The 21,753-nt window shown below is 37.2% G+C and carries 28 protein-coding genes; 14 read left to right on the forward strand and 14 right to left on the reverse strand.

Annotated elements, in window-relative coordinates; all coding sequences use genetic code 11:
* Positions 1 to 6: 6 nt before the first annotated feature.
* Positions 7 to 1,242, reverse strand: coding sequence for a CFI-box-CTERM domain-containing protein (locus BMS_RS10880; protein WP_014244869.1), 1,236 nt, complete (start codon positions 1,240 to 1,242; stop codon positions 7 to 9).
* A gap of 85 nt (positions 1,243 to 1,327) precedes the next feature.
* Between BMS_RS10880 and BMS_RS10885 the strand changes: the two genes are divergently transcribed.
* The 4 genes from BMS_RS10885 to adeD all read left to right on the forward strand — a co-directional run bounded on the left by BMS_RS10885 (position 1,328) and on the right by adeD (position 5,101).
* Positions 1,328 to 1,828, forward strand: coding sequence for a rhodanese-like domain-containing protein (locus tag BMS_RS10885; protein ID WP_044557531.1), 501 nt, complete (start codon positions 1,328 to 1,330; stop codon positions 1,826 to 1,828).
* A 98-nt stretch (positions 1,829 to 1,926) separates the two neighbouring features.
* Positions 1,927 to 2,682, forward strand: a complete 756-nt coding sequence (locus BMS_RS10890; RefSeq protein ID WP_014244871.1) for an aminotransferase class IV — start codon at positions 1,927 to 1,929, stop codon at positions 2,680 to 2,682.
* Positions 2,683 to 2,690: 8 nt separating this feature from the next.
* The gene (locus tag BMS_RS10895; protein ID WP_014244872.1) at positions 2,691 to 3,347 is read left to right on the forward strand and encodes a hypothetical protein; all 657 of its coding nucleotides are present in this window, start codon (positions 2,691 to 2,693) and stop codon (positions 3,345 to 3,347) included.
* 2 nt (positions 3,348 to 3,349) lie between these two features.
* Positions 3,350 to 5,101, forward strand: coding sequence for an adenine deaminase (gene adeD / locus BMS_RS10900; protein ID WP_014244873.1), 1,752 nt, complete (start codon positions 3,350 to 3,352; stop codon positions 5,099 to 5,101).
* 51 nt (positions 5,102 to 5,152) lie between these two features.
* On the opposite strand, the gene BMS_RS10905 is transcribed toward adeD, so the two are convergent.
* Together BMS_RS10905 and BMS_RS10910 are read right to left on the reverse strand one after the other, a co-directional pair.
* Complete coding sequence (locus BMS_RS10905) at positions 5,153 to 5,674, reverse strand: hypothetical protein (RefSeq protein WP_014244874.1); 522 nt, start codon at positions 5,672 to 5,674, stop codon at positions 5,153 to 5,155.
* 79 nt (positions 5,675 to 5,753) lie between these two features.
* Positions 5,754 to 6,140 carry a hypothetical protein gene (locus BMS_RS10910; protein WP_014244875.1) on the reverse strand — a complete coding sequence of 129 codons (387 nt, stop codon included), beginning with the start codon at positions 6,138 to 6,140 and terminating at the stop codon, positions 5,754 to 5,756.
* Between the two features lie 244 nt (positions 6,141 to 6,384).
* Between BMS_RS10910 and rpsD the strand changes: the two genes are divergently transcribed.
* Positions 6,385 to 7,011, forward strand: coding sequence for a 30S ribosomal protein S4 (gene rpsD / locus BMS_RS10915; protein WP_014244876.1), 627 nt, complete (start codon positions 6,385 to 6,387; stop codon positions 7,009 to 7,011).
* 78 nt (positions 7,012 to 7,089) lie between these two features.
* Here the strand turns inward: rpsD and BMS_RS10920 are convergent, their stop codons facing one another.
* From BMS_RS10920 to rarD, 3 genes are read right to left on the reverse strand one after another with little or no spacing between them, the layout of a single operon-like run.
* Complete coding sequence (locus BMS_RS10920) at positions 7,090 to 7,920, reverse strand: hypothetical protein (protein WP_014244877.1); 831 nt, start codon at positions 7,918 to 7,920, stop codon at positions 7,090 to 7,092.
* Between the two features lie 12 nt (positions 7,921 to 7,932).
* Entirely contained in the window at positions 7,933 to 8,766 is an 834-nt protein-coding gene (locus BMS_RS10925) for a hypothetical protein (protein ID WP_014244878.1), read from the reverse strand.
* Positions 8,759 to 9,643 (reverse strand): EamA family transporter RarD, encoded by an 885-nt coding sequence (gene rarD / locus BMS_RS10930; RefSeq protein WP_014244879.1) that lies wholly within the window; start codon positions 9,641 to 9,643, stop codon positions 8,759 to 8,761. The genes BMS_RS10925 and rarD overlap by 8 nt, the downstream gene beginning before the upstream one ends.
* Positions 9,644 to 9,742: 99 nt before the next feature.
* On the opposite strand from rarD, the gene BMS_RS10935 reads away from it, so the two are divergent.
* The 4 genes from BMS_RS10935 to BMS_RS10950 all read left to right on the forward strand — a co-directional run bounded on the left by BMS_RS10935 (position 9,743) and on the right by BMS_RS10950 (position 13,341).
* Complete coding sequence (locus tag BMS_RS10935; RefSeq protein WP_014244880.1) at positions 9,743 to 10,084, forward strand: hypothetical protein; 342 nt, start codon at positions 9,743 to 9,745, stop codon at positions 10,082 to 10,084.
* 98 nt (positions 10,085 to 10,182) lie between these two features.
* Complete coding sequence (locus tag BMS_RS10940; RefSeq protein ID WP_014244881.1) at positions 10,183 to 11,634, forward strand: YiiX/YebB-like N1pC/P60 family cysteine hydrolase; 1,452 nt, start codon at positions 10,183 to 10,185, stop codon at positions 11,632 to 11,634.
* A gap of 7 nt (positions 11,635 to 11,641) precedes the next feature.
* A complete protein-coding gene (locus tag BMS_RS10945; protein WP_014244882.1) occupies positions 11,642 to 12,604 on the forward strand; it encodes a M14 family zinc carboxypeptidase in 963 nt (320 codons plus the stop codon).
* A complete protein-coding gene (locus BMS_RS10950; protein WP_014244883.1) occupies positions 12,592 to 13,341 on the forward strand; it encodes an alpha/beta fold hydrolase in 750 nt (249 codons plus the stop codon). Before BMS_RS10945 ends, BMS_RS10950 begins: the two co-directional genes overlap by 13 nt.
* Here BMS_RS10950 and BMS_RS10955 read toward each other — a convergent pair.
* From BMS_RS10955 to BMS_RS10965, 3 genes are all read right to left on the reverse strand, one after another.
* Positions 13,338 to 13,910 carry a hypothetical protein gene (locus BMS_RS10955; RefSeq protein WP_014244884.1) on the reverse strand — a complete coding sequence of 191 codons (573 nt, stop codon included), beginning with the start codon at positions 13,908 to 13,910 and terminating at the stop codon, positions 13,338 to 13,340. The two genes, BMS_RS10950 and BMS_RS10955, sit on opposite strands and share 4 nt — an antisense overlap.
* Positions 13,911 to 13,914: 4 nt before the next feature.
* Positions 13,915 to 14,271, reverse strand: coding sequence for a hypothetical protein (locus BMS_RS10960; protein WP_014244885.1), 357 nt, complete (start codon positions 14,269 to 14,271; stop codon positions 13,915 to 13,917).
* A 108-nt stretch (positions 14,272 to 14,379) separates the two neighbouring features.
* The gene (locus BMS_RS10965; RefSeq protein ID WP_014244886.1) at positions 14,380 to 14,643 is read right to left on the reverse strand and encodes a hypothetical protein; all 264 of its coding nucleotides are present in this window, start codon (positions 14,641 to 14,643) and stop codon (positions 14,380 to 14,382) included.
* A gap of 189 nt (positions 14,644 to 14,832) precedes the next feature.
* On the opposite strand from BMS_RS10965, the gene BMS_RS10970 reads away from it, so the two are divergent.
* Positions 14,833 to 15,078, forward strand: coding sequence for a hypothetical protein (locus tag BMS_RS10970; RefSeq protein ID WP_014244887.1), 246 nt, complete (start codon positions 14,833 to 14,835; stop codon positions 15,076 to 15,078).
* 3 nt (positions 15,079 to 15,081) lie between these two features.
* Here BMS_RS10970 and dtd read toward each other — a convergent pair whose 3' ends face one another.
* Positions 15,082 to 15,516, reverse strand: a complete 435-nt coding sequence (gene dtd, locus BMS_RS10975; RefSeq protein ID WP_014244888.1) for a D-aminoacyl-tRNA deacylase — start codon at positions 15,514 to 15,516, stop codon at positions 15,082 to 15,084.
* Positions 15,516 to 16,484 (reverse strand): FHA domain-containing protein, encoded by a 969-nt coding sequence (locus BMS_RS10980; RefSeq protein ID WP_014244889.1) that lies wholly within the window; start codon positions 16,482 to 16,484, stop codon positions 15,516 to 15,518. Before BMS_RS10980 ends, dtd begins: the two co-directional genes overlap by 1 nt.
* A gap of 294 nt (positions 16,485 to 16,778) precedes the next feature.
* Between BMS_RS10980 and BMS_RS10985 the strand changes: the two genes are divergently transcribed.
* Together BMS_RS10985 and BMS_RS10990 are read left to right on the forward strand one after the other, a co-directional pair.
* Entirely contained in the window at positions 16,779 to 17,678 is a 900-nt protein-coding gene (locus BMS_RS10985) for a FecR family protein (RefSeq protein ID WP_157868278.1), read from the forward strand.
* On the forward strand, positions 17,653 to 17,898 hold the full coding sequence (locus BMS_RS10990; RefSeq protein WP_014244891.1) for a hypothetical protein: 246 nt from the start codon (positions 17,653 to 17,655) through the stop codon (positions 17,896 to 17,898). The genes BMS_RS10985 and BMS_RS10990 overlap by 26 nt, the downstream gene beginning before the upstream one ends.
* On the opposite strand, the gene BMS_RS10995 is transcribed toward BMS_RS10990, so the two are convergent.
* Both BMS_RS10995 and BMS_RS11000 read right to left on the reverse strand, forming a co-directional pair.
* Positions 17,895 to 18,938 carry an ABC transporter ATP-binding protein gene (locus BMS_RS10995; RefSeq protein ID WP_014244892.1) on the reverse strand — a complete coding sequence of 348 codons (1,044 nt, stop codon included), beginning with the start codon at positions 18,936 to 18,938 and terminating at the stop codon, positions 17,895 to 17,897. The two genes, BMS_RS10990 and BMS_RS10995, sit on opposite strands and share 4 nt — an antisense overlap.
* Complete coding sequence (locus tag BMS_RS11000) at positions 18,935 to 19,408, reverse strand: YbaK/EbsC family protein (protein WP_014244893.1); 474 nt, start codon at positions 19,406 to 19,408, stop codon at positions 18,935 to 18,937. Before BMS_RS11000 ends, BMS_RS10995 begins: the two co-directional genes overlap by 4 nt.
* A gap of 102 nt (positions 19,409 to 19,510) precedes the next feature.
* Here BMS_RS11000 and BMS_RS11005 point away from each other — a divergent pair, with 102 nt between their 5' ends.
* Positions 19,511 to 20,404 carry a 1,4-dihydroxy-2-naphthoyl-CoA synthase gene (locus BMS_RS11005; RefSeq protein WP_014244894.1) on the forward strand — a complete coding sequence of 298 codons (894 nt, stop codon included), beginning with the start codon at positions 19,511 to 19,513 and terminating at the stop codon, positions 20,402 to 20,404.
* Positions 20,405 to 20,461: 57 nt separating this feature from the next.
* Entirely contained in the window at positions 20,462 to 21,379 is a 918-nt protein-coding gene (locus BMS_RS11010) for a trypsin-like serine peptidase (protein WP_014244895.1), read from the forward strand.
* Here the strand turns inward: BMS_RS11010 and BMS_RS11015 are convergent.
* Positions 21,376 to 21,708: an acylphosphatase gene (locus BMS_RS11015; RefSeq protein WP_044557534.1), complete on the reverse strand. Its 333-nt coding sequence runs from the start codon at positions 21,706 to 21,708 to the stop codon at positions 21,376 to 21,378. The two genes, BMS_RS11010 and BMS_RS11015, sit on opposite strands and share 4 nt — an antisense overlap.
* Positions 21,709 to 21,753 lie beyond the last annotated feature (45 nt).

Raw genomic sequence — 21,753 nt, forward strand, 5'->3', positions numbered from 1 at the left:
TTTATATTACTCGGTAATGCTATTTTTGAAAACCTTTGAGGTAAGAAAAATTACCATGACAGATATCATTAACGCAACGAGACCAAAGTTAAAAATAAAATAAACGCAATACGCAAACCCACGTATTAGAGCCTGTAGCCAAGGTCTCTCAATTATAAATGGGACATATTGCGGCGCAGTCTCATAATAGAAGTCTACAAAGCTCTGGCCTAATTTTACCTTAAGGAGATAATGATCGCGAATATAGCGGAAGTAATTGAGAACATAGTGCTGCTCCATAAAGCCAGCAGAAATAAAGTAACATTGATTCTTCTCAAGGAATTCTGCGATCTCTAACGGTGTCCCGCTAAGTGGCGAAGCAAGTGGAGTATAGAATCCATAGAAGTCCCTTACAGCAAAGGAAATATTATAAGTTCTTCCGTTTGAAAGATTCTTGGCCTCAAATAGGCCACTGGACTGAGGTGTCACATCATCGTCTATAGAAAGGATTTCGTTGATTCCCGCCTGTCCAAATTTACTATTGAAGCTACTGACATCAAAAATAGCTATATCTCTATAATCATTTTGAATCGCAGACACTGTGTAATTGAGTTTTAATCTTTGGTCACCTTTTTCAATAGATGTTAAGGCCGTAGTGACTGTGGATTCATAGACTCTTCCACTAATATTGAGCTCTACAAATAGACCGTCACTACCACTAGTAGGATCCGAGATTGAAGTATCAACACCGGCCTGAGAAAGATAGAGGTAAGAGCTTACAGTCACTGGTGCTGAGAGTGCTCCCGCACAATCGATCTCCGTTGAGTTACAGATCGTCGCGATTGAGAAGCTTGAAATAACATCTTCACAAGTAGAACTTGTAGAACACCCAATAGTTGAGCGCCCAACAAAGAGATAATTGGTGCTTGAGTCATCTTTGACATAGAGAGTTGGATAGAGAACATTTACACTATCCGTATTTACGATATCAATTGTTGTATTGAGCGTTTGAGTACTATTAGATTTAAAGAGTGCTGTCTTTAGAATATGATTATCTGATTGAGTTGTTCCAGAGCCAGAGAGCGGTATATAGAGCTTGAGTGGCGCACTTGATGAAGTTCCGTCTCCACCCAAAGTATTATAAACGGAATAAATATTTCCGACATTAACTACCGGCTCGGTAGTATCGCTTAGTCGCACAGTGCTAGCGAATGTATTAACCGAAAATAAGATTGCAAAGAGTGTTATAAGATATTTTTTCATCTTATTGATTATCTCAGTAATTTACGACTTTCGTCAAATTTATTGCTCTTGTCAGCTAAAGCTAAGCATGGAATATTACTTAATTATGAAAAGATACATCTTTATACTCTCTCTCTTATTTCTTCAGTCGTGCTTAAAGCCCGATGAAGTTGAAAATAAATCTCATGTTGTTAAGTCCATGGGCGAAACTGTGGCCAAACAATATTCAGATATCCCTCACCTCTCTATTGAACAAATGCAAAGCTTAGAGAAAGACACTTATATTCTTGTAGATATAAGATCATTGCCTGAAATAGAAATTAGCTATATTCCAAACTCTTTAACGCAAAAAAAGTTTGAGCAGGAACTACCAAACTTTCAGGGCAAGAAAGTCATTGTATACAGCACCCTTGGACCGAGAAGTTCTAAGTACGTTCGTCTTCTTAGAGAAAAGAAAATTGACGCCTATAATTTGAAAGAGGGAATTCTTGGCTGGGCCCACAGAAAACTGCCTCTCTTAGAAAATGGAAAAGAAACTCTGCGCCTGCACGTCTACACTGATGCCTATAACTTCACACCAAGTGGTTATGAGGGAGTTTACAAATAAAGTCCTTAGTTTCTATTAACGGAGTTATTAGCGATCCATCTAGCGCCAAAGTCTCAGTCTTTGACAGAGGTTTCTTATATGGTGACTCCATCTATGAAGTGACCCAAACATTTAGTAGGAAGATTTTTAAGCTAGACGAACACTTTGAAAGACTTCTTTACTCTGCTGATAAAATGGAGATGCCACTCGACTTTACACTAGAGAAATTAAAAAGCGATTTAGAGAAAGTCTTAGAACAACTAGACACTGATTTTGCTTATATAAGAATTGTCGTAACTCGTGGAGAGGGAGAAATTGGTCTTGACCCTGCTCTGGCCACTAAGAATAATGTCATTATCATTGTAAAGGAATTACCTCCCAACCCTAGTTGGTGGTATGACGATGGTGTTCATATGATTATTTCTCACACTATGAGAAATCCTAAAAACGCTGTCGACCCTAGAATTAAATCTGGTAACTACCTCAATAATGTTATGGCCATGCACGAAGCCAAGAAAGCCGGCGCATTCGACGCTATTATGCTCAATGCAAAGGGAGAAATTACAGAGGCCACCACTTCAAATATCTGGATCGTTAAAGATGGCGAAGTTATTACGCCACCAATTAAGGCCGGTCTCTTAGGCGGTATTACCAGAAAGTCACTTATTCAAATTGCTAAAGATAATAAGTTAAATATTTCCGAGAGAAACTTCGATGAAGATTTTCTAAAGTCGGCAGATGAGTGCTTTCTCACTAGTACGACAAAACTCTTAGTACCCATTACTAAGATTGATAATTGTCTCATTGGAGATGGTAAACCTGGAAAGTATACGCTGCAATTATTAGATCTTTATAAGAAAGCTAATCATATTTAGGAGCACCTGTGGACAACAAGGCCCAAACAAACGCAAGACGATTACTTAGAATACTCACTGAAGATAAATATATTAAACGTAGAGCTCCATTTATTATTTCAGTGGGAGTGGTGGCTATTGTTTTAATGATTGTATCATTCTATAGAAATACCCACGCCACTAAAGAGCAATACTTAATTGGAAGGGAAGATAAATTAAACTTCAAAGATATTGATGATGCTCTCAAATCTGGGATCAATTTTGAAAAGCTTGGAAAAGAAAAAAAGCATATTCTCTTCTACCTTGGAGCAGCACCCTACTCTCTTGAGGTCTTAAGTTATTTGAAAAAGTCTGGAGTCAATCTTAAGTCCTACAACTCAAATAATCATAATGCTCTTGAAGACATCCTACTTTATCTCGACCTTGATCCAGAGGCCCTTGAAGAGAGCTTTTATACAAATATCTCGACTCTGCTAAGTTTAGACTTAAGCGTAAGTACAGAGGTTTTAAAAGAAGCTTCAAAGAAATGTGAGACGACTTCTCTTTCAACATGTCTAAAAATCGCCTTCTACTATAAGGCCATAAATAAAACGAACCACGCCAGAAGCTATGGTATGAGGGCCTGTTATACATCTAAGGAAAATCCTATTTGTGCCTTGGCCCAAAGAAATATTCTAGGGGAATAATAATGATTCAATCTAAAAGTACTCAGCAATTAACCAGAGAAGAATTAAAGCACGTACTAAGTGTGGCCAGAGGTGATGGTGAAATTGATATTCTTATAAAGAACGTTAAAATCATGGATCTAGTTAATGGAGAAATCAATGAAAGTGCCATTGCTATTGCCGGAAAAACCATTGCAGGAACAGGACTTGAATACTTAGATCAAAAGGCAAAGAGAGTTATCGATGCTAATGGTGACGTCGCTGTCCCAGGGTTTATTGATGGTCACTTACATATTGAATCATCCATGATGCATCCTTTTGAATTTGAAAGACTAACTCTCCCTCTTGGAACAACAACGGCTATCTGCGATCCACATGAAATTACAAATGTAATTGGAGACAAAGGTTTTAGCTGGTTTCTTAGATGTAGTGAATTAATGAAGCAGAACCTCTTTGTACAAGTAAGCTCATGCGTTCCCGCTCTTCCGGGGTTTGAAACAAATGGTGGACCATTTCCTCTAGAGAAAATGAAGGCCTATAAGAATCACCCTAATGTATTAGGCCTTGCAGAAATGATGAATTTCCCAGGTGTGATCAACGCCTTTGATGATGTTTTAGACAAGGTAGAAGAGTTCCAAGAGATGAATTTAGATGGGCACTGTCCACTAGTTAGGGGAAAAGACCTCAATGCCTATATCGCTGCAGGAATTCAAAATTGCCATGAAACTATCACTAGAGAAGAAGGCAAGGAAAAACTCTCCAAGGGAATGGCGCTCATAATTAGAGAAGGTTCAGTTGCCAAGAATTTAAAAACTCTAGCTCCACTAGTTACTGACTTTAACTCTTGCCAATGTCTACTTTGTACAGACGATAGAAACCCTTATGAAATTTTCAACGAGGGCCATATAAACTATCTCGTAAAAAAGATGATTAATGAAATTGGTATTGAGCCACATGTGGCCTATCGTCTAAGCTCTTACTCCGCAGCTAAGCACTTTGGACTTAAACGACTTGGTCTTATTGCCCCGGGGAAGCAGGCCGATATTGTTCTCCTAAGTGATTATAAGAATGTTGAAATTAGTGACGTCTTAATGAAAGGTCTTCCAGTGAAAGAGCACAAAGTCGAGCAATCACTTTCAAAAAATTTAGAAGAGTCTAAACCTCCAATTGAAAATACAATGAAGAGATCACCTTTGGGCGACAAAGAAATTGAGTTCAACTTTGAGCAAGGAACCTACAACGTTATCGAAATTGTAAAAGATGAAATCATCACGAATCACCTAAAAGTAAATTATGATGGTGAAAAATTTGAATTAGATGATATTAAAAAGATTTGTGTCATCGAGAGATACGGACAGAATATAAAGCCGGCGCTAGGACTGGTAAAAGGTGCAGGACTAAGCACTGGGGCGATTGCTTCATCTGTGGCCCACGACTCTCACAATATTATTGTCATTGGTGAAGATGAGAGTGATATGACTGTTGCGGCCAATAAACTCATTGAAATGGGTGGTGGATTCTGTGTTGTTAAAGACGGAAAAGTTATCGCCTCTTTAGCACTTCCAATTGCTGGGCTACTTAGCTTAGAGAGCGCTGAAGTTCTCACCGAGGGAATTATAGAACTTAAGAAGGCGTGTAAAGAAGTTAATGTTCACTTGAATGAACCTTTTATTCAAATGGCCTTCTTGGCCCTGCCAGTTATCCCATCTTTAAAAATTACTGATAAAGGCCTTGTTGATGTTACAAAGTTTGAATTTATTGATCTTAAAGACTAAAAGATGATAGAAGCGCGCACCTAAGAAGTTAGGTGCGTTCTCGATCTTTACTTACTGAATTTTCTCATTGAGAAGATGCAATAGAACCTCTTCCCTATCCATTTTCAATTTATTTTCTTTTAAATACTTATTGAGCTTTTCTTCTAAGATACGGCTTGAAGCTATTTTTTGAATCTGAAATTTTTCATCAGCACTAAAGCCTCTCGTCATAATAAAGTTAAAAATATCTTTAATTTCAACTTCTTCACCTAGAGAACTTAGTGTTGCAAAAGCGAGCTCCGCTTCTTCGTTTTCATTTTTATTAAACTGAATGGTGTACTTTCTCGGCGCTTGAGCGATCGGCTCACTTATCTTAGCTGGAGACTTCCTTGATTTCTTCTCTTTCGTCGTATGACTTTTTCTCGAGACAGTCTTAGAAACTTTTAATATCTTCTTTCCCTGCTCTTCGATATCTTCCATATCGTCATCTAAAATAGAATCAGAGAATTCAAAATTACCCTCGTCATCAATTCCAATTATTCCTATGGCCTCAAGCTCTCTCTTCTTAACTTCCTTGATAGAATCAAAATTCATACTAACCCCTTCAATCCTTGAATAGTTTTTTCTATTTTAACACGATCTAAAAAATGGCTGTAGACACGGATGGCCAAAATTAATTATTTATTGAAACGTTAGCGCTTACTCGAATATCAAAAGATAAAAGGGCCTTTTGCAATTGTTCATATTTAAGACTTGCCCTATCACTCCAGTGCATTGTGTGGCTGTCTAGAAATACTTGGGCCATAAACTGAGGAGGCTCTCCCCCTTTTCTCTCCACAGATGAAGGCTCTATTTCTAGAATCTTTGACATCACTTCCACAGACTTTATAAGAGTTTCTTTAGAGAATTTATTAAAGAGGAATGTGAAGATCACACAGACTTGATCATCTGATTTATCTATCAACTTTTGGATAGGAAAGGTCTCTAGGAGCTCTTCATTTATCCCCACTAACCCTAAGTGAGATATTAATAAATTCTTTTGAATATCTACTATTTTCAACTACTTTCACCTTTTCTAAGATAATTCCGTTAAGAATTACAATAAAATTTAACGTAAGTTGGTATTTAATGCAAAAGATAATCTTTAAATTTAAGGTATTTAAAGGTTCTTTTAAATTGACAGCCACCCATAAATTAGCTAAAACCATCGAACACGTATTCCAGTATATGACGCGGGGTCTTAATTTATAAGATGTGATACGTGTTTAGCCATATACCCCAAGTCACTAATTAAGGAGTCTGAAATGGCAAAAGCAACTACGGGTAAAGCTCGTTTTAAAATCCAGAGAGCACTAGGTCTTGAACTTCCAGGTCTTGGTAAAGCTGGTGCACTAGAAAGAAGACCATACGGTCCAGGTGTTCACGGTAACAGAAGAAAGAAAATTTCTGACTATGCTGTTCGTCTAAAAGAAAAGCAAAAGCTAGTTTACCACTACGGTCTACGTGAGAAGCAACTTGTTTCTTATGTTAAGCAAGCAAAGAAAAACCAAACTAAGCCTTGGATGGAGACACTTCTCTCTACTCTTGAGTCTAGATTAAATAACGTAATCTTCAGACTTAACTGGGCACCTTCAATGGCCGCAGCTTCTCAAATGGTAGCTCACGGACAAGTTCAAGTTAACGGAAAGAAAGTTGATAAGTCTTCTTTCATCGTTAAGAAAGGTGACGTAATCACTTTATCTGACAAAGGTTACGCAAACCAACTTTACAAGTCATCTGTTGAAAGCCCAAGAATGGCAACAGTTCCAGCTTGTTACAATATTGAAGCTGATAAGAAGAAAGGAACGATGATTGATCTTCCACTTCCATCTGATATTCCATTTGAATTCGAACAACAGCTTGTGATCGAATACTACTGGAAAGTTAAGTAGTAAGTCAGAACAAATTAAAAGAATTAATATTAAAGGACTCTATTTTAGAGTCCTTTTTTTTGTTAGAAAATAAGAAGCTTAGACTTGCTTATCGCCTTTATTGATTCTCGTCTTCGGCAAAAGAATTGAGTGAGGCTTCACTGTCACCTTCTCCCCCACAACAACATCTCCCATAATAGAGGCCTTGAGACCAATTGTTGCCCCCTTTCGAATAATCGTTGGAGCAATCACAAGATAGCCTCCTTGAGCGTAGTGAGCAAAGAGCGTAGCTGATCCTCCGATAGTCACATTATCTTCAAGTGTAATAAGACAAGGGTCTGAGATATTAGTAGTGTTAATCATTACACCCTTTCCAATTTTCATTCCCATCATTTTGTAAAAGAGAACATTAATCGGAGTTGGAGTAACCAGATCAAGAAATGTATAGCGAACGAGTTGTACTAAGGCATTGTGGTAATACCAAGGCAGTGATTGAAGAGAGTACCATCCTCCTCGCCACGGCTTAAGCTTTAAGAACATTAACTTATTTACAAGCGGTACGATAAAGATAATGCTCACACCGTAGAGAAGATAAGCGCAGGCAAGAGAGAGGCAAATAAAAAGAGGTCTAAGAACACTTACCTCATTCCATACGTACTCAACTAAAATATAGCCAGGAATGAGAGATAGACCAAGGCATACAATATAGGATAATCCTATAGGTAACATTGCCAGTGCAAATGCAGGCCCTTTAAATTTTCTAAGAAATCCCTCTAAAATTCCTGCCGCCCCCGACAAGTCTGAAGTAGTAGCGTGAACGTTGACTCGGCTTGATTTATAGCTCGTCTTTTTCTGATCGCCATCAGTAGATTCAGGCTCTCCGATGTGAGGAATATCTTCTTCTATTTCTGAATTCTTATCTTTAATCATGAGATTATTATATCACGATTTTTTTTGAGCACGAATTTTGGTAGAGCTTAGGTCCATAAAGTCATGCTCCCCTAGGACCGAGAGTGAAATGGAATCATTTATTGCCAATAAATCTTGCGCTGTTTGTTCAATTTCTTTCATTGAGTGATTTCGACTTAAGACGAAGATTGTGTCCAAATGATTTAGTAATTTTTTATAATCTTTCCATTTTGAAAAGGAAGTAAAATTATCATCGCCTATTAAGAGGGATTTATTTTTAAAAATTGTTCTTGGCAGCCAATCAACAGTTGGATTTCCCTCTTCAAGTCCATAGAAGCCAGGAAAAACTGAGTACGGTGAATCACTAAACTTCAAACATAACTCTTTGAAGGACTTAAAGTAGCACTCTTTTTCTAATTCGCTCTTCCAAGGGTTGCGATCTGGGATAATTAAAATATTCTCACTAGGACAACGACGAAGACATTCACTGTGTCCCTCGTGCCAAGGATTAAAGCTTCCACCAAAGAAAGTCACTTGGTTTGTGTTAAAACTCTTTTTTAAAAAGAGCTCTGGTAGAGAGTATTGTGACTTATGAAAGAAAGGAAAAATTGCACCGATTGACTCGCAAATAATTGCACCATCATTGCTAGAGAAGTGATCCACTGATAATAAGTCAACCCAGTGGTGAGAAGGTATCTCTCTTTTCACATCTAATACAGTAAAGAAAGTATTCCCATCTCTTCTCTTGGAAAGCGGTGTACATCCCTCTAGATCAATATCTCTTGCAAGAAGAGTTGACGTCTCGTCTGAGACTAAGACTTCAATTTTAGAATTTTCAATATAGAATACTGAAAATATATTATGCATTGGATATCCTTTGCATTCGAGAAAAGAGCACTAAATCAAAAGTATATATGATAAGTGCACACCAAATCAAACTAAATGCATAGGCATGAGTTATTGTGAAGAGTTCTCCATAAATAAATACAGCTAAGATAAACTGAAGTGTTGGCGCTATATATTGCAGGAGACCTACACTTGTGAGCGAAATATTTTTTACCGCATAATTAAACGATACCAGAGGGATGAGCGTTGCAATCCCCGCCAAAGAGGCCATGAACATCTCATAGCTTGACGCCTTAAAGAACGATATTTCAGAAGTATAAAATCTATAACCAAAGAAAATAAGAATTGGAATGAGTGAGATAAGCATCTCTAAGAACAACCCCTCCATTGAAGGAATATTCATTTTCTTTCTGACAAGGCCATATGTTCCAAAACTAAGGGCCAAGAAGAGTGAAACATCTATTCTACCTACACCGCTAGAGAGAAAAACGAGTAATCCAAGGAATGCGATAAATACAGCGAGCTTTTGCTTAGCACGCAATGTTTCTTTTAAAACAAAAACACCTAGGGCCACATTAACGAGAGGATTAATAAAGTATCCTATACTCGCCTCTAAAACATGCCCCGTCCCAACGGCCCAAACAAAGACAAACCAATTGGTAAAAATTAAAATGGTAGAAACTCCCAAGAGCTTTCTCTTTCTAGGAGTGTCTATACATGAGCGAAGAGCACCCCAAGGTCTCTTAAAGAGAAAGTATAAGAGAAAAGTTAAAACACCCCAAAATATTCTATGACCAAGAAGCTCGTAAGAATCAAAGAAGCTCAATTGCTTCCAGTAGATCGCAATGAGACCCCAAAAAAAGAAAGAGAATATTCCGGCTAAGTAACCTAAGTTCATCCTTTACTTATAGCAGTAACTAGCTGCGGGCACTAGAAAAATTAGTTTAATATGATCACAATACATGATACCTTTGTACTTAAGAGGTAAATAATTTTCATGAAATTTTCAACAGAAGTAGAAGGTATTGTATTTGAAATAGAAGTCACAGCAACTGATGACTACAAATCCTTTAATCCGCTATCTACCTACTCAATTCAAGACCTCGATGATCTCAAAGAGAATCTCATTCGTATTTATGCTATTGAGGTGAGTTCTTCAAAGAATCAAACCACTCTAAAGCACTACACTCCAGGTGTTCTTATGTCTTCAAATGAAGAGGATATTCCAGAAGAACTGGAAGATGCTCTCGATGAATTCGGCATCATTGAACATATCCTCAAGCACTGGAAGTTGAATGATTCAAATAACTTAAGACCTGAGTGGGCCAAGGTAGAATAACTGTCTAATTTCTTTACACCTCAGTAAAGCTTTCAATATCCATAGAGAGTAATCCATATAAGCGCTATAAATAGATACTCATTATTTATAGGAAGCTTATGCAAAAGTTAATCTTTTTTCTCTTACTCATTATTTCAACCAATAGCTACTCTAGCGAACTCAATCGCTTTGAAGATAGCCTTGAGCAAATTTTAAGTAGTGAAAAAGAGCAAGATGCTCACCTACAAATATATCAACATACCCTCAATTTAGGAGCCTATGGGCTGGAATACCTTTGGACAAGAACTAGTGGAAATGGCCAACTCTTAAATTTAATAAGAGAGAGTTGGGAACAATATCTTGCCAGTAGTGAAGATTACTTAAATGACTTGAGTACTGCTCTTAATGGCAATGCTAATCATGAGCAAGCTCTTAGGGCCCTTCAGCTAATAGAGAGAACTCAATCTTTATATGATACATATATGAAAAATAAGAATATGAGATATATTCTCTTAGACCAATCTGCGATTTTAAATAATAGAGTTGAGAATCACTTTAATACTACTCTTTCAGTCATCGTAAATGAATCAATCCCAAATATTATTAAACAAACCAATTGGAATATTCTCAATGTTCAAAACTCATCTGTCATTTTAACTTATGATGGACAAGGAAAAGATATTTCAGAATTTGCAAAGCAAGAAGACTTTGTCGGTGATGTGATCACAGACTTTCTAGCGGGTGCCAGCTCTGGAATAAGTTCAGGTTTTGGTGCTCTTGCCGGTCCAATAGAATGGGGAGATGGTGGACAGCTTCGCGATGACTTAAATGCCCAAGAGAGAATCTATAAAGACCTCATGCCTCTAGATATTATTTTTGAGAAGAAGGCCTATAAGTTAACCGATTATACTATCCCTGGTTACTGGGGACACAACGCTGTTTGGCTTGGGACACAGGAACAATTAAAGGCCGCTGGGCTGTGGGATGCAGAGGAGTTAGCTCCATTTAGAAAACAAATTGAAAAAGGTTACTCTATTTTTGAAATGAGAAAATGGGGAACAACATTTGATAAGTATTCTCAGTGGATGAACTTAGATGATTTTGCTCAAATAAGAGTAAAAGGAATTGAGTCACAGTCAAAGAGTAAGATATTGAAGATCTATAAGATTCTTGGTCAGCAGATTGGAAAAAATTATGACTTCGCCTTCAATGCTGATACTGCTTTTAAAATTACTTGTTCAGAAATTATTTATCTTTCTTACGGTGATGTAAGCTGGCCTTTGGAGAGAATTCTAGGAAGAAATACAATCACTCCAAACGCTATGGCAGAAGTTCTATTCTATGAGAACTCACCTGTTGAATTCATTAACTTTGTAAAAGGAAATAGAAAGAATGGTGCAAAGTTTCATACCAAAGAAGAATTTGCTAATGTGATGAATTTTGTCAAGAAAGGTAGAAATACATATCACCAAAACTATAGGTCTTGTAAACTTAAGAGAGTTAGAATTAATAGAAGAGGATATAAATTAATCAATCATTGTGTTACTAAAACGAGACAGCTCAGTTTATAATACTAAAATGAAAGAATATAACTTCGAAGAACAAGAGTTAATTAACGGTCTTATTGAAATAATGCCTCCCGAAGTGAGTGTTGAAACACTTGAGGTTATTTCCTATAAAGAATCCTCCTATCCCCTACACTGCTTCACTATTGGTAGTGCTCCTAAGGGAGCTCCTACACTTCTACTTATTGGAGGAGTGCACGGACTAGAAAAAGTCGGTACCCATGTTGTCATTTCTTATCTCAGCTTTCTCTTTGAACAATTAAAGTGGAATACTGATCTACAAAAGATTTTTCAAAACTTTAAAATAGTCGCTATCCCTATGGTTAACCCTGTAGGTGTCGCACACAATATGAGAAGTAATGGCAAAGGAGTGGACCTCATGAGAAACTCCCCTACAGAGGCCATAGATAAATCGTTATTTCTCATTGGTGGTCATAGACTTGGAAATTTTCTTCCATGGTATAGAGGAAGAAAGAAAGATCCGATGCAAATTGAGGCGAAAGCACTCTGTGATAAAGTGAAGTCCATTGTCTCTCAAAGTACTCATTGTCTAGCACTAGACTTTCACTCAGGCTTTGGACTAAAAGATAGACTATGGTACCCCTACGCTAAAACATCCACCCCTTTCAGTGCCCAGAATCAAGTAGAAAAGATTCAAGCGCTCTTTGATAAAACGATCCCTCATCATATTTATAAAATTGAACCACAATCTGATCAATATACGACTCACGGGGATTTATGGGACTACCTATACGACTGGAAAGAAGAGAATCACCCTCGGCATAACTTTATTCCATGGACCCTAGAGATGGGTTCATGGACCTGGCTTAAGAAAAATCCTATTCAATTATTTTCTAAGTTAGGACTCTTCAATCCTATTAAAGATCATAGATATAGCCGAACAATGAGAAGACATCTTTTATTAATTGATTTCTTCTCCAATATAACTAAGAATAACGAAGTATGGAAAAAGTAAATTGGGTTCTCTTAAGAGGGCTGGCCAGAGAAAAGGGACATTGGGCTTCATTTGATAAGAGAATGCAATCTGCATTTAATGGGGATGTACTCTGCCTTGACCTTCCAGGGGCCGGAGATAATTTAAACGAGCAAGTTCCACTAAGCATCGATGAGATGACTGACTTTATCAGGGAGAAGTGGTTACAGCAAAGAGGCGATAAGAAGTGGTCGCTCCTCGCAATATCTCTGGGTGGTATGATCTCACTCAATTGGTCTTCAAGATATCCAGAAGACTTCCAGCAACTCGTGACAATAAATACTTCTTCAAAGAAATTCTCAGGTGTCTTTGAGAGAATCTCCCCTCTCGCCATTAGAACTCTTCTTAGCACTCTCTTTATAAACGACGCTCATAAGAGGGAGAGCTTAATCCTGAGTCTTATTACCAATCATGAAAATGTCGATAAGCAGATAGCAAAAGACTGGGCACAACTAGCTAAGACTAGACATATAAAGATAATTAGCTTTTTAAGGCAATTATTTGCGGCCTCTAAGTTTCGATTACCCGATCAAATAGCAATTCCCTACCTTGCTCTCGCGGCACAGAAGGATCGATTCACAAGTAGTGAGTGTTCAAGAAAGATTGCTTCACACTTTGGAGCAAAGCTAGAACTTCACCCTAGTGCTGGCCATGACCTTCCTATAGATGATGGGGACTGGATTATTGAAAAGATTAAAGAGCATAGACTCACTCTTTAGTAGCAAGTACTCTCGTAGCGATACACCTTCTTAACTATCTTCTTCACACCACTAAATTGAGCTATAGATTCATGAGTATCATCAAAGCGAAGATTTAATACGACATTCTTTTGATGAATTTCATCGTAGAAAATAACATCCTTAATCCCCTCTCTAGAGCGGTAGAGAACTCTACAATTTCCTTGCTCATCACAGTGGTGATATCTCTCAATCCATGAGCATGTCTCTCTTCCCACTAGCTCTTCTCCGCGAATGATATGAGTCACTAACCTCGCATAGACTCCGTAGTCCTGAGATGTTTGGTGAGCTGTGAGGGAGAGCTCTCCATTTTCACGAGGAAGCTTCACATCCTTTGGGATAGTGAAGTTGAAAGTATGTTGGTCTAAGTTAAGAGTAAAGAGCCTGCTAGAGTTAAGCTCTAAAGTTGCAGGATTTGCACCTTCTAAGAGAGTAATCGACTCCCCTTTAGAATTCAAAAGAGAATAGTCTCGAAAATTATGTAACTCTCCATCAAGAGAGTTACATGATTGGAATATAAAAATTAAAACTAAGAAAAAATACTTAGACAATGAACTACCTTACAAAGGCGAAACAATTCGCATATACAGTAGGTCCATTATTTACAGGTCCACTGAAGACTTGAGGAGTCTGAGTTCTTACGCGACAATTATAGCGACAGTGAAAATCTCTTCTGGCCATATCAATTCCGCCGAATCTATTTCTATAGAAAATTTCGTAGCTATAATTCATAACTCTAATTGGTCTGTGTGAATCATTCCAAATCTCACACGTTAACGTTGGCCCATAGATCACACGACCTTCTATTAACCTACCTCTATAATTTTCTTCTAAGCTTTCAACACTTGAAAATGACTCGACAGAGGCAAGTAAGATACCAAAGACCATCACTAACTTGATTAGTCTGTTCATTTCAAACTCCTTTTTGAATAAATATATAAATATTATGGAAATTATTTTTTTAAATGAGAATGGAAAAATTCTGAAAAAGCCTCACTTCTGACAAGTGAGGCCTGTAAGCTATTGACACTTACCCTTTTGAACATAGTTATTCTTGATGCGCATAACTTGCTTCTTACCATACCAGTGCTCATTGTGAGGCTTACCTGCTATAGATACGCGATACCAACTCTTGTTTCGCGAATGCTGTTCAACAGCGCAAACCGGTGTGTTCACCGATGCTACATTTCTCTCAGCTAGAGCATGGGAGTTGGAGGCCATTTCGTTACTTGAACATGACGCAAAAACTAACCCAAGAGCAGTGAGAGTCAATAATTTCTTCATTATCTTCCCCTTGTCTTCATGTAGAGGACTTATCGTTAAAACAAGAGAAATACTTTAGCTTTTTAATCAACTAACCAGTAATTTCGTAAAATTTCAGAAAATCTTCGGCTTTTTCGTGACCAATATAGTCTTTTAATGTAAATATATTAGGTAATTATGTTTAAAATTTAGTTTAAAGGATATGACTCTATGAGCAATGAGACAGCGACTAAGAATGTAAAAGTATATGAAACATCAATTGTACCTAAGGGTGAAGAGATGGTTCCGGCAAGAAAGCACGAAATGATTGCCAGCTCAATTCAAATTGAAGTTGTTCACGTTCTCGTTTTCTTTATCGTTCTATTTGGAATTTTTGGTGGTCTATGGAAAGCTGCTGTTAAGGCCGAAAAAGAAGAAGAAAATAAAGCTAACTCTACTGGTCTAAATCACAAGTAGAACTTAGAACTCTAAGAAGAAGGTCACTGGCCCATCATTGATGATAGTGACCTGCATACTCTCAGCAAAGACACCTTTTTTCACGCCAACGCTTTCACCAACTAAATTACAGAATTTCTCAAAGTACTCATTAGCGAGATTTGGCTCCATAGATCGATCGAAGCTTGGTCTATTTCCCTTCTTACCTGGCCAGGACAAAGTAAATTGACTAACTGCTAATATCTCACCACCTGCCTGTGAGATATTCTTATTCATTTTTCCGTTCTCATCTGAGAAGATTCGTAAATTTATTATTTTTTGGGCGGCTTGCTTAATGGACTCATCACTATCACCTGTTTCCATGCAAACTAATAAAACCAACCCGGACCGGATTTGAGAGACGACTTCTCCCCTAATACTTACAGATGAATTTAGAGATCTCTGGACGACAATTTTCATTATGAAGCAAGTCTATTTTTCTTATACTTCAAACTATCTGCATAGTCCTCTTGAAGAGATTTATAATTATCGTATTCATCTTTAATTTTCTTTTGTAGATCTGTTTTCTTTGTATCTAGATCTTGAGTGCGATAACTACTTACTTGATTAGAGAGTTCTTGTTCAAGCACTCTATCTTTTTCAAGACAGTCGAATATTAGCTCAACCCTTTTGACTTCTTCTATCTTTGTTTGAATTGACTCAATATCTTTTTTCCAAGCATTGATTCTTTCTTGTGCCTCTTGAATGCTACTGTTGAGTTCAGCAATGGAGAAATTAAAACTCTTATGGTCTTGCTCTAACTTATCTCTACTCTCATAATTTGCATTCTTTAATTCTTGCTGACTATTTTTAATCTTAATCATTAAGGAGTCATAGTCTTTAGCAATAATATCTCTTCTTTCAATATCAGATAGAATCTTCTTTAAGTTAACCTCATACTCATCAACTCGTGACTTTGACTTCTTAAGTTGAGAGAGCTTACTCTCTTTCTTATCCCCTACTGTCGCTATAGAGAGATTAATTCCACTAAAGTCTCTATTATTATCTTCAAGCATTTCATCTACAATATCTAAAGTATTTGAGATTTTTAAAGTCTTTGTAATATCTGGAATAATAAAATTATCAATAGATTCGAAGAAGAAGTAGTAGCTCTGAGCTCCAAACTTAACTTTGTCTTTCCTCGATAACTTCATCTCTGTATTTGGAGTAACTTCGTCATCATTAAGTTTTGTCTTATTAGAAGATTCTAAATCAACAATGAAAACATTCTCATCTTTAATGACAACTTTAAAGTGCATCCCACTCACACGGTGATCGACGACTGAATAATCACATTCTTTATTTCTTCCAAAGGTCATGCCATTGCTTAGTTCAATGAGAACTTCTTTAGTAGAATCGAAGAAAAATGGGACTGCTTTATCTGACACTTGGGAACTCCTCCTAAATACTCAATTAATAATATTTCGTAATATTATTATATAATTATATCGGTCATTAACGGCTATATATTAGAATAAAATGCTAAGATATTGTTAATCCATCTTCTTAAGATAAAATTAATAGCAAAGATCTTTTGGCATCCTAAATAAATTTAGCGCAATGACGATAATTTAAAGAAATAATATTTTGTAAATGGAGAAGAAATGCGCTCAGTCTTTCTGGTCACGTTCACTTTTTTAATATCTATTACAACGCTCGCCATAGAAAAAGGAATTGGCCAAGTGGCTTTAATAAAGGGCGAAGCAAGCGTTGTGAGGAATAATAAAAAGATAAGTCTAACTTTGAATGCAATGTTAGATGAAGCAGATATTATTAGTACCAGTGATCAATCACTTTTAAAAATAACATTAAAAGATAAAACCAATTTTATTCTTGGAGCAAATAGTACTTTAGAGATAAAGAAGTACTCTACTAATGACAGACAAAATATTTTTAACTTTATAAAAGGAAGCTTTAGAACAAAAGTTCAAGAGAAAGTTAAAGAAGATCAAAGTCTTCAATTTATGGCCAATCAAGTTTCAGTTGGAGTGAGAGGTACAGAGTTTCTTACTAATACCTATACCGTTTCGAATAAAGGAGTAAGTGACCTCGCACTTTTAGAGGGGAATCTTCAAACAGCTGTTACCAACTCACAAGAATTTGCCCTTAAAGCGGGCGAAGTGATCAATACGACGGCTTATCAGACGAGCAAGGAAGTTAAGAAATTAAGTGAATCGGCCATTAAAGAATTATTAAGCAATGAACTTTCTCTACTTCCAAAGCTGCAAGATATAAGTGGGAAGTTCAATGAAATGAATGATTTCTTTGAAACCTCATTATCAACACCTACGCCTCCTCTTCCTTCCATTGCAGCAGGAGCAGCAAGTGCTGCTGCCCTAGTGACAGCACCAAAAGTTCTAGCAGATAAAGAAGAGAAGAAAGAACCTCGCCCTATCGCAATTACGAATAGACATAATCTAAAGAATGAACCTTGGGATATTCGTGACGCAATTTTAAGAAGAAAGGAAATGCGAGAGGAAAATAATTGTTTCTACTGGTTCTACAAGGCCCTTCCGGGATCAGGTGAATTAGAAAGATTTAGAAGAGAGAGAGATTGTGATGACTTTGAATACGACTTATAAATTTATTTTCATAACAGGTGTTCTACTTCTCGTAACGAGCTGTGGCTCAGGAACAATTGTTCCAACTACCGATGTCTGCTCTTTAGAGAAACACTGGGATGATAATCTTTATCAAGTTAAAATAAATGATAAGAAAATAAATACTCACTGGTATTTAAAAGAAGACGCACTAGATATTACTAAGCAGTTAGCTAAAGACAATAAATGTATGGATCACTAGATCCTAAGTAATTGGCATTGATCAAGTAAAATATCAAATTTAACGGCGCGGTTCATTTCGATCTTATCAGAGAGAGAAGCACTAATTTTGAATTTTTCTATACCACCGATCTGAACCCAAACTTCATAAAAAGCACCAAGGTGAATAATCTTCTTCACCTTTCCTTTGTACTTTCCTTCAGAGGAGATACGACAGGCCTCTGGTCTTATAAGCATATAAGAAAAGTCCCCATCTTTAATGGATTCGTCGAAGCAGGACACTTCGAAAGTATCTAATTTATTTGTTTGAGAAAAATTTCCATTAGAGGTTTTAACAGTTCCGGCCATCAAGTTTACTGGCCCCGTAAATTTCGCAACCCATGCATCTGCGGGATGAGTGTAAACATCCCTAGCGTTTGAAAATTGCTTTATAATTCCATCCCCAAGAACGAGGATTTTATCAGAGTGAGAAAATGCATCTTCAAGATTATGAGTGACAATTAAAGCAGAGATTTTTCTCTCTTTTAGAATCTCTACCAACTCACTCTTTATCTCATCTCTAAGACTTCTATCTAAATTTGCAAAGGGCTCATCTAGAATAAGTAATTCAGGAGAACTAACTAGGGCCTTCGCCATCTCAACGCGACTCTTTTGCCCTGTAGAAAGTTCCGTTGGGTACTTATGGTCTTTATACTGCAATCCGAAGACTTCGATCATATCTCTGATTCTATGATGTCTCTTCTCTTCATTTTCTTCATTTAAATTTGTTCCAATATTTTCGTAAACAGTAAGAGAGTTATCTAGGGAGAGCTCTTGTGGAACATAGGAAAACTCGTCCTTAAAATTTGAGAGATCACTCTTTGATTTATATAGAATCTCACCACTATCTTGCTCTAATAATTGAGCGATAATTTTTACGAGAGTACTCTTTCCCGTTCCACTTGGACCAATAATGCTAACAACTTCGTCCTCACAAAGAGAAAAGCTTATATCTTCAAGAGCAGCAATAGATTTGTGATCAAAAGATTTTCTTATATTTCTTATTGTCAGTAACTCTTTCACTTTTCTTCCTTACTAAAATGACAAATTGTGGGCTCAACCAGCTTTTTATAATCATTCATATTCATAATAAATGATTTGGTTAATATCCCAGCATTGAAAGCAATGCGCTCATTTCTAAAAATAGACTCATCAATATAGAGGTCAAAGTCTTGTAAAGGTCTACCAAAGGGAGGAAGGGCACCCTTCACCACTCCACATAGATCCATTAATTCTTTCTCACTAGCAAAGCGCAATCTCTGTGAGCCAAGAATTTTTCTTACTTTATTTGAGTCCACTTGTAGCGAAGCGGAAATAACAAAGAGTTTAAAACCCACTTTATCTTTAAACAATAAAGTCTTACCACCTATGTCCATGCTCTCGCCTCTATACTTGGCCGAGAGCTCACATGTGGGAGCAATGTCATGGTCGACTTCTCTATAAGTCACCGAATTCTCTTCAAGAAAATTGCGTATTTGCTGAGTTTTATCCATGCCCAAAATTACACAATGGGCCAGAAGCTGTAAAGAAGCACTCTCTATTTGACACATTTTAAAAAGAATTGAATAAATACATCTACGCTTAAGGAGAAAGAAATGGTTTCAGATATTTTTAACCCAGAACTATGGAACGAAGTTCCTAATTTTAACTTTAAAGACATTACTTACCACAGGGCCAAAGATCAGGGCACAGTAAGAATTGCCTTTAATAGACCTGAGGTTAGAAATGCTTTTAGGCCACAAACTGTAGACGAGCTCTACCAGGCCCTAGACCACGCAAGAATGAGCTCAGACGTAGGCTGTGTTCTTATCACAGGAAATGGTCCCTCACCTAAAGACGGAGGCTGGGCCTTTTGTTCAGGTGGAGACCAAAGAATTAGAGGAAAGGACGGCTATCAATATGTTGGTGATGAGGGTGAAAAAGATCCTGCTAAATTAGGTCGCCTCCACATATTAGAAGTACAAAGGCTCATTAGGTTTATGCCTAAAGTTGTTATAGCCGTTGTTCCAGGTTGGTCAGTTGGTGGAGGTCACTCGCTTCATGTTGTTTGCGATATGACTATTGCTAGTGAAGAGCACGCTGTCTTTAAGCAGACTGATCCAGATGTTGCGAGTTTTGACTCAGGCTACGGTTCTGCTTACCTAGCAAGACAATGTGGACAGAAAAGAGCTAGAGAGATTTTCTTTCTGGGACTTAACTACTCGGCTAAGGAAGCCTTTGATATGGGTATGATTAATAAAGTTGTTCCTCACGCGCAACTAGAAGATGTTGCACTTGAATGGGGTAAATTAATAAACTCGAAGTCACCAACGGCCATGAGAATGTTGAAGTTTGGCTTCAATCTCCTCGATGATGGTCTAGTAGGACAACAACTCTTCGCTGGAGAGGCCACAAGACTTGCCTACGGGACAGACGAGGCCAAAGAAGGTAGAGATGCTTTCTTAGAGAAGAGAGATCAAGACTACTCAGGTTTTCCATATCACTATTAATTTCAAATAGATAAATAGTGTTTTGACACGCCCGTCCAATGTAAAGATTATCACCCGATGGCCAATCTGGGTGATAATTTCTATATTCTCGCCATGAGAAGAACCTTACCCTTACTAGTATTACTTATAATTTCTAATCCATTGAAGGCCAAGTCCAATAAAGTAATCTACGGGGAAGATAATCGCAGAGAACCTTTTGAAGTTGCAAATTCAAGATTAGAATATGCTTCAAATTCTGTTGCCGCCATAATTTCAAATTACTCATTAAGAAAAATAGGTCACCAAACAGAACTCGTTTCCCTCACTCTTGATGAAACCATCAATTACTGCCCTAGTGTTCCCTATACAGATCAAATATCTGCTGCCAGCTGCACTTCTTTTTTAGTGGCACCTGACATTGTACTCACAGCAGGACATTGTATTAAAACAGATTGGGATTGCCAGACTAAGTCCTTTGTCTTCGATTATAGAGTAGATAAAATCGGCACAAGAGTTGGGCCATATAAGAGATTTAGAATCGATAATGATAATATCTATAAATGCGCAGAAATCTTAGAGAGAAAACTTGAAAAAGAAGGTACTCTAGAAGACTGGGCCATCATAAAACTAGATAGAAGAGTTGAAGACAGAGAACCTCTAGCAATTAGAACAAGTGGTCGAATGCAAAGTGATGTTAAACTTTCTCTACTTGGTTTCCCAAGTGGAATTCCACTAAAAATTGCAACAGATGGTAAGCTTAGAAATGACGAAAATAAATACTTCTTCGTAGCAGAAGTTGATGCCTTTCACATGAATTCAGGTTCCCCAGTCATCAATGAAGCGACTCTCGAAGTAGAAGGTCTCCTAGTGAGAGGAGAGAAAGACTTTATAAATCGGGTTGGATGCTACGACCTTATGAGATGTAATGACGGAAGTTGTAGAGGTGAAGATGTCTCAAGAATTACAAGTATTCCACTTGATAAGTATCTTGACTAGAGATAGAACTCCACGCCTTCAGACCATTTAAAACTATCCACATTTTCTGTAGTCACCTGATGTTTATCTAAATCAAAGACAAGATCTAATTCTTGAATCTTCTCTACCCTGGCTCCCCAAGAATTTAATTTTTCAAGGTTAAGTAAGTCATTTAAGAGTGAATCAATTTCTTCTTCATTTCCGCTAACTGTACATGTAACCATCTGCTTATTTTCATGACTATTCGAGGCCCCTGCACACAATTTTCTTCGATGGCAAGATCTAATAAATGTCTGTCTAAACATTATTCCCTGAACCTTTCCAAAAACGTTAAAACTTTTCTCCATCATCAAAATCCTCCCTTTGCAAATAGTAGCAAAATGTATAAATTTGAT

Source organism: Halobacteriovorax marinus SJ, assembly GCF_000210915.2.
GTDB lineage: Bacteria > Bdellovibrionota > Bacteriovoracia > Bacteriovoracales > Bacteriovoracaceae > Halobacteriovorax > Halobacteriovorax marinus.

Coding starts and splice junctions, on each gene's coding strand:
- BMS_RS10950 (WP_014244883.1), top strand. CDS start 12,592: ATGGAAAAAGTAAATTGGGTTCTCTTAAGAGGGCTGGCCAGAGAAAAG.
- BMS_RS10935 (WP_014244880.1), top strand. CDS start 9,743: ATGAAATTTTCAACAGAAGTAGAAGGTATTGTATTTGAAATAGAAGTC.
- BMS_RS11000 (WP_014244893.1), bottom strand. CDS start 19,408: ATGGATAAAACTCAGCAAATACGCAATTTTCTTGAAGAGAATTCGGTG.
- BMS_RS10925 (WP_014244878.1), bottom strand. CDS start 8,766: ATGCATAATATATTTTCAGTATTCTATATTGAAAATTCTAAAATTGAA.
- rarD (WP_014244879.1), bottom strand. CDS start 9,643: ATGAACTTAGGTTACTTAGCCGGAATATTCTCTTTCTTTTTTTGGGGT.
- BMS_RS11005 (WP_014244894.1), top strand. CDS start 19,511: ATGGTTTCAGATATTTTTAACCCAGAACTATGGAACGAAGTTCCTAAT.
- BMS_RS10880 (WP_014244869.1), bottom strand. CDS start 1,242: ATGAAAAAATATCTTATAACACTCTTTGCAATCTTATTTTCGGTTAAT.
- BMS_RS10920 (WP_014244877.1), bottom strand. CDS start 7,920: ATGATTAAAGATAAGAATTCAGAAATAGAAGAAGATATTCCTCACATC.
- BMS_RS10940 (WP_014244881.1), top strand. CDS start 10,183: ATGCAAAAGTTAATCTTTTTTCTCTTACTCATTATTTCAACCAATAGC.
- BMS_RS10885 (WP_044557531.1), top strand. CDS start 1,328: ATGAAAAGATACATCTTTATACTCTCTCTCTTATTTCTTCAGTCGTGC.
- BMS_RS10965 (WP_014244886.1), bottom strand. CDS start 14,643: ATGAAGAAATTATTGACTCTCACTGCTCTTGGGTTAGTTTTTGCGTCA.
- BMS_RS10905 (WP_014244874.1), bottom strand. CDS start 5,674: ATGAATTTTGATTCTATCAAGGAAGTTAAGAAGAGAGAGCTTGAGGCC.
- BMS_RS11015 (WP_044557534.1), bottom strand. CDS start 21,708: ATGATGGAGAAAAGTTTTAACGTTTTTGGAAAGGTTCAGGGAATAATG.
- rpsD (WP_014244876.1), top strand. CDS start 6,385: ATGGCAAAAGCAACTACGGGTAAAGCTCGTTTTAAAATCCAGAGAGCA.
- BMS_RS11010 (WP_014244895.1), top strand. CDS start 20,462: ATGGCCAATCTGGGTGATAATTTCTATATTCTCGCCATGAGAAGAACC.
- BMS_RS10960 (WP_014244885.1), bottom strand. CDS start 14,271: ATGAACAGACTAATCAAGTTAGTGATGGTCTTTGGTATCTTACTTGCC.
- adeD (WP_014244873.1), top strand. CDS start 3,350: ATGATTCAATCTAAAAGTACTCAGCAATTAACCAGAGAAGAATTAAAG.
- BMS_RS10970 (WP_014244887.1), top strand. CDS start 14,833: ATGAGCAATGAGACAGCGACTAAGAATGTAAAAGTATATGAAACATCA.
- BMS_RS10945 (WP_014244882.1), top strand. CDS start 11,642: ATGAAAGAATATAACTTCGAAGAACAAGAGTTAATTAACGGTCTTATT.
- dtd (WP_014244888.1), bottom strand. CDS start 15,516: ATGAAAATTGTCGTCCAGAGATCTCTAAATTCATCTGTAAGTATTAGG.